Source organism: Mizugakiibacter sp., from assembly GCF_039680435.1.
Lineage (GTDB): Bacteria > Pseudomonadota > Gammaproteobacteria > Xanthomonadales > Rhodanobacteraceae > Mizugakiibacter.
In genome coordinates this window covers 1-4512 of sequence record NZ_JBDKSX010000139.1, presented here as the reverse complement: position 1 = coordinate 4512, position 4512 = coordinate 1, and the positions used below count along the sequence as shown (strand labels likewise).

The 4512-nt window shown below is 74.3% G+C and carries 2 protein-coding genes; both read right to left on the bottom strand.

What is annotated here, in order from left to right; translation table 11 throughout:
• Positions 1-452: 452 nt before the first annotated feature.
• On the bottom strand, positions 453-3443 hold the full coding sequence (locus ABFC67_RS14510; RefSeq protein WP_346738744.1) for an EAL domain-containing protein: 2991 nt from the start codon (positions 3441-3443) through the stop codon (positions 453-455).
• Positions 3444-3591: 148 nt separating this feature from the next.
• On the bottom strand, positions 3592-4512 hold a 921-nt coding region (locus ABFC67_RS14505), incomplete at its 5' end, for a GGDEF domain-containing protein (protein WP_346738743.1).

The window sequence follows — 4512 nt, the reverse complement described above, 5'->3', positions numbered from 1 at the left end:
ATCGCGCTGCTGATCCTGTTCACCGCCAACGTGATGTTCTGGATGTTCTTCGAGCAGGCCGGCGCCTCGTTCAACTTCCTCGCCGCGAAGGTGGTCGATCGCGGCTTCGGCGGCTGGGAATTCCCGGCGCACGCGCGCAACCGCACCGGTGGTGGCTGACCTTCCGTCCGCCGCAGGCCGTATCCGGGCCACGGGCGCGGCGGCGAATGTTTTAGTGTACTTATGGGTATATAAAACGTAAACCGCCCGAGCGGAACGCGCGTGGGCGGCGGCGAATGCGCTGAACCCAGGGGAGCGGGGCGGCATCGTGCGCGTGGGTGCGGGAACGCGCAACCGCCGGATGTCACGCCCGCCGGGCGCCGGCGCGCCGGCATCCGCGGCACCGCGGCCGCGGGCTCCGCACGCGCCGCGGCCGCGTCGAACGCGGGCTTCGGGCCCGTGGCCGGCGCCGGTCAGGCGCGGCGGATTTCGCCCGGCGACGGTTCGGCGTGCGGCAATCGCTGCGGGCGCGAGAACAGGAAGCCCTGCACCTCGTCGCAGCCGTGCGCGGCCAGCCAGCGCCGCTGCGCCTCGTTCTCGACGCCTTCGGCGATCACGCCGAGGCCGAGGCTGTGGGCGAGGCTGAGGATGCTGGCGCAGATCTTGGCATCGCTGCCGCCGTCGCACACGCTGTGCACGAACGAGCGGTCGATCTTCAGCTTGTCGACCGGCAGGCGCTGCAGGTAGCCGAGGCTGGAATAGCCGGTGCCGAAGTCGTCGATCGACAGCACCACGCCCAGCGCCTTCAGCTCGGCCATCACCTGCGCCGCGCGCCGCGGCTCGGCCATCAGCGAACTCTCGGTCAGCTCGATCTCGATCAGTTGCGGCACGGCACCCGTCGCCTGCAGCGCCGCGCCCACCTCGGCGACGAAGTCGGGGTGCACCAGCTGGCGCGCCGACACGTTGACCGCGACGCGGCAGGGCCCGCCGGCGAGCCGTGCGGCGTCCGCCTGCCGCCGGCAGGCCTCGACCAGCACCCAGCGGCCGAGCGCGACGATCAGCCCTTCCTCCTCGCACAGCGGGATGAACGCGGACGGTTCGCGGAAGCCGTCGGGCCCGGCCGGCCAGCGCAGCAGCACTTCGATGCCGGTGATGGCGCCGTCGACGGCACGGTGCTGGGTCTGGTAGTACAGCTCGAATTCGCGCTCGAACGCGGCATCGCGCAGGCGCGCCAGCGCCTCGCCGCGGCGCAGCGCCACGACGTGCATCGCCGTCGAGAAGCGCACCACGCAGTCGCCGCCGCGCCGCTTGGCCTCGTACATGGCGAAATCGGCGTGGCTGAGCAGGCCGTCGGCGTCGCCGCCGTGCTCGGGCGCCAGCACCACGCCGACGCTTGGCGTCAGCCGCAGGCTGGCGTCACCGGCGCCGACCGGCATGCGCACCAGCTCGGCGACGCGCCCGATCACCGTATCGAGCGACGGCGCGTCGTCGCGCAGCGGCACCAGCGCGACGAATTCGTCGCCGCCGAGACGGCCCACGTAGGCGATGCCGCCCAGCCCCATCTTCAGGCGCAGGCCGGCCCGGCGCAGCACGTTGTCGCCGAAACCGTGGCCGTAGGTGTCGTTGACAGAGCCGAAGCGGTCGAGGTCGATGAACAGCACCGCGAACGGCTGCGCGGGCAGCGCGGCGCACATGCCTTCCAGCCGCGCGTACACGCCGCGGCGGTTGGGCAGGCCGGTGAGGTCGTCGCGCTCGGCCAGCTCGCGCTGGTAGCGCTCGAAGCGGCGCTGCGCGGTGAGGTCGCGCAGCAGCACCTGCGCGCCGGGGCCCTCGGCGTCGCGGTATTCGGCCACGGTCAGTTCCGCCTCGACGGACGCGCCGGAAAGCGTCACGACCGTCGCCGCGCGGGTGCCGCCCGGGCCCGCCGCGCCCTGCAGCCAGGCCAGGGTGTCGGCATCGAACGTCGCCTCGGCGGGCAGGTCGCGCAGGGCGTCGGCCGCACGGCCGAGCAGCTCCGCCGCCGCCGCGTTGGCGTGCGCGATGCGGCCCGCGCGCAGCACCAGCAGCGGCTGCGGCAACTGCGCGACCAGCCGCCGCCAGGTGCTCTCGCGTTCCTCCAGCGCGCGGGTCGCCGCGACGGCGGCGCTCTGGTCGACGACGCCGCCGACCATGCGCCGCGCCCGCCCGCCGGCGTCGCGCACGATGAAGCCGCGGTCGCGCACCTCGGCGTAGCCGCCGTCGGCGCGGCGGTAGCGGTAGGCGCTCTCCCACTGTCGCGCGCTGCCGGCCAGCGCGGCCTCGAGGCTGTCGACGACGCGTGCGCGGTCGTCGGCATGAATGCGCCGCGCCCATGCCTCGAGGCCCGGCTCGGCGTCGGCGCCGAACAGCTCGCCGTAGCCCGCGCTCCACCACAGCGTGCCGGCGTCGAGATCCAGGTCCCACAGCGCGTCGCTGGTGGCGCGCGCGATCAGGCGGAAGCGCTCCTCGCTGCTGGCCAGCGCCTGCGCCGCCTGCACCTTCTCGGTGACGTCGACCGCCGCGACCAGCCGCGCCGGCCGCCCCTCGAACAGGATGCGGCTGTCGTGCACGCGCACCCACAGCGTCGAGCCGTCCGCGCACCGATGGCGCCAGGGCTCGTCCGCGGTGGCCGCCGTGCCGCCGCGCAGTTCCGCCTCGAAGCGCGATACGTCCTCGGGCGGGCGCAGTTCGCGCAGGGTCATGGCGAGGAAGCGCTCGCGCGTGTAGCCGTAGGCCTCGACCGCGCGCGCATTGACCGCGAGGATGCGCAGGCTGTCCTCCTCGAACACCCACATCGGCAGCGGGTTGCGCTCGAACAGGAAGGCGAACTCCGCCCGGTTGCGCTCGGCGTCGTCGAGCGCGTTCTGCATTTCGGTGACGTCGCGCGTGGCGCCGATCACGCAGCGCCGCCCGCCGCGGCCGCGCAGCACCGCGCCGGAGATCTGCAGGTGCAGCGGGCGCCCGTCCGCGCCGTCCAGGCGGATGCGCAGTTCGTCCTGCTCGACTTCGCCGTCGCGCATGCGGCGATCGGCCTCGACCAGGCGCGCGCGGTCGTCCGGATGCGCCATGGCGACAAAGGTGGACATGCCGCCGAGCGCGCCTTCCGGCACGCCGAGCATGGCGCGCAGCTCGCGCGACCACTCCTGGCGACCGCTGTCGAGGTCGTACGACCACAGGCCCACGCGGCCCAGCCGCAGCGCGTGGCGGATCTGCGTATCGCGCCGCACCAGCGCCGACCAGCGCATGCCCAGGCGGGCGACCAGCGCGACCGCGACCGCGCCGAGCAGCAGCAACGCGGCCAGCGCGAGCAGTTCCGGCATCGCCCGCACGCCGGCGATGTCGGCCAGGCCGAGCAGCAGCAGCGCGCCGGCCCCGGCGCTGGCGGCCGCGGCCCGGCGCGGCCGTGGGCCCGCCCTCGGTCGAGGTTCGGTTGCGGAGGCGTCCATCACGCGGGACCGTGCATGCAAAGGGATCGTCCGTTTCCATGCACTTCCCGCGCCAGATCCGGCGCGGGCCGAGGCCGCGAAACGTTGTTTTGCGGTGCGCCGCGGCATCGGGCGCAGGCCGGCGCCGGCGGCGCGGGCGCACGCGCGTTCAGAACAGGTCGACCGAACCGGCGTGGTGCGGCGCGTCGAGCTCGCCGGCGGCGACCAGCGCCTCGTAGCCGCAGGTGCGGTTGCGGCCGTGCTGCTTGGCGTAGTAGAGCGCCTTGTCGGCGCGATCCAGCACCAGGATCGGGTAGTCGCCGGGCGCCATGCGCGCGTAGCCGAGGCTGACCGTGACCTGCCCCACCTGCGGGAACGGCTGCGCCGCGACGCTTTCGCGGAAGCGCTCCAGCGCCCGCCGCGCCATCGCCTCCGGCGCCGGCTCCAGCAGCACCACGAACTCCTCGCCGCCGAAGCGGAACAGCAGGTCGGAGCGGCGGAAGCACGCCTTCATGCGCTGCGACAGCATCAGGATCACCTCGTCGCCGTAGACGTGGCCGAAGTTGTCGTTGACGCGCTTGAAGTGGTCGATGTCGAAGATCGCCAGCCAGACGTGCGCGCCGTCCGCGTGCGGCCGACGCGCATCCGTCGCGCCTGGCGCGCGCGCGGACGCGCGGTCCACGCGCTGCTGCTCGATCAGGCGCTGCAGGCGGCGGTCGAAGGTGCGCCGGTTGTACAGGCCGGTGAGCTTGTCGCGCTCGCTCTCGTGCAGCAACGCGACGTAGTTGGCGTAGATGCGCGCGAAGCCCTCCACCAGCAGCCGCGCGCCGTCCAGCTCGCCGGCGCTCTCCAGCGCCAGCGCGCCGAGCGCGTGGCCGTCGCAGTGCAGCGGCACCAGCAGCCGCGAGCCGCCGCGCGCGGTCGCGCACTGCAGCGGACGCAGGCTCGCCAGGCACTCGCGCAGCGGCGCGTCGTCGGCGTCCTGCGGCGTCGGCGCCGCGGACGCCACGCGAAACGCGCCGCCGGCGTCCGGCAGCGCGCGCACGACCTCGGCGAGCGGCCTCCGCGCGCCCTCGTCGCCGGCCAGCTT

Coding starts and splice junctions, on each gene's coding strand:
- ABFC67_RS14510 (WP_346738744.1), bottom strand. CDS start 3,443: ATGGACGCCTCCGCAACCGAACCTCGACCGAGGGCGGGCCCACGGCCG.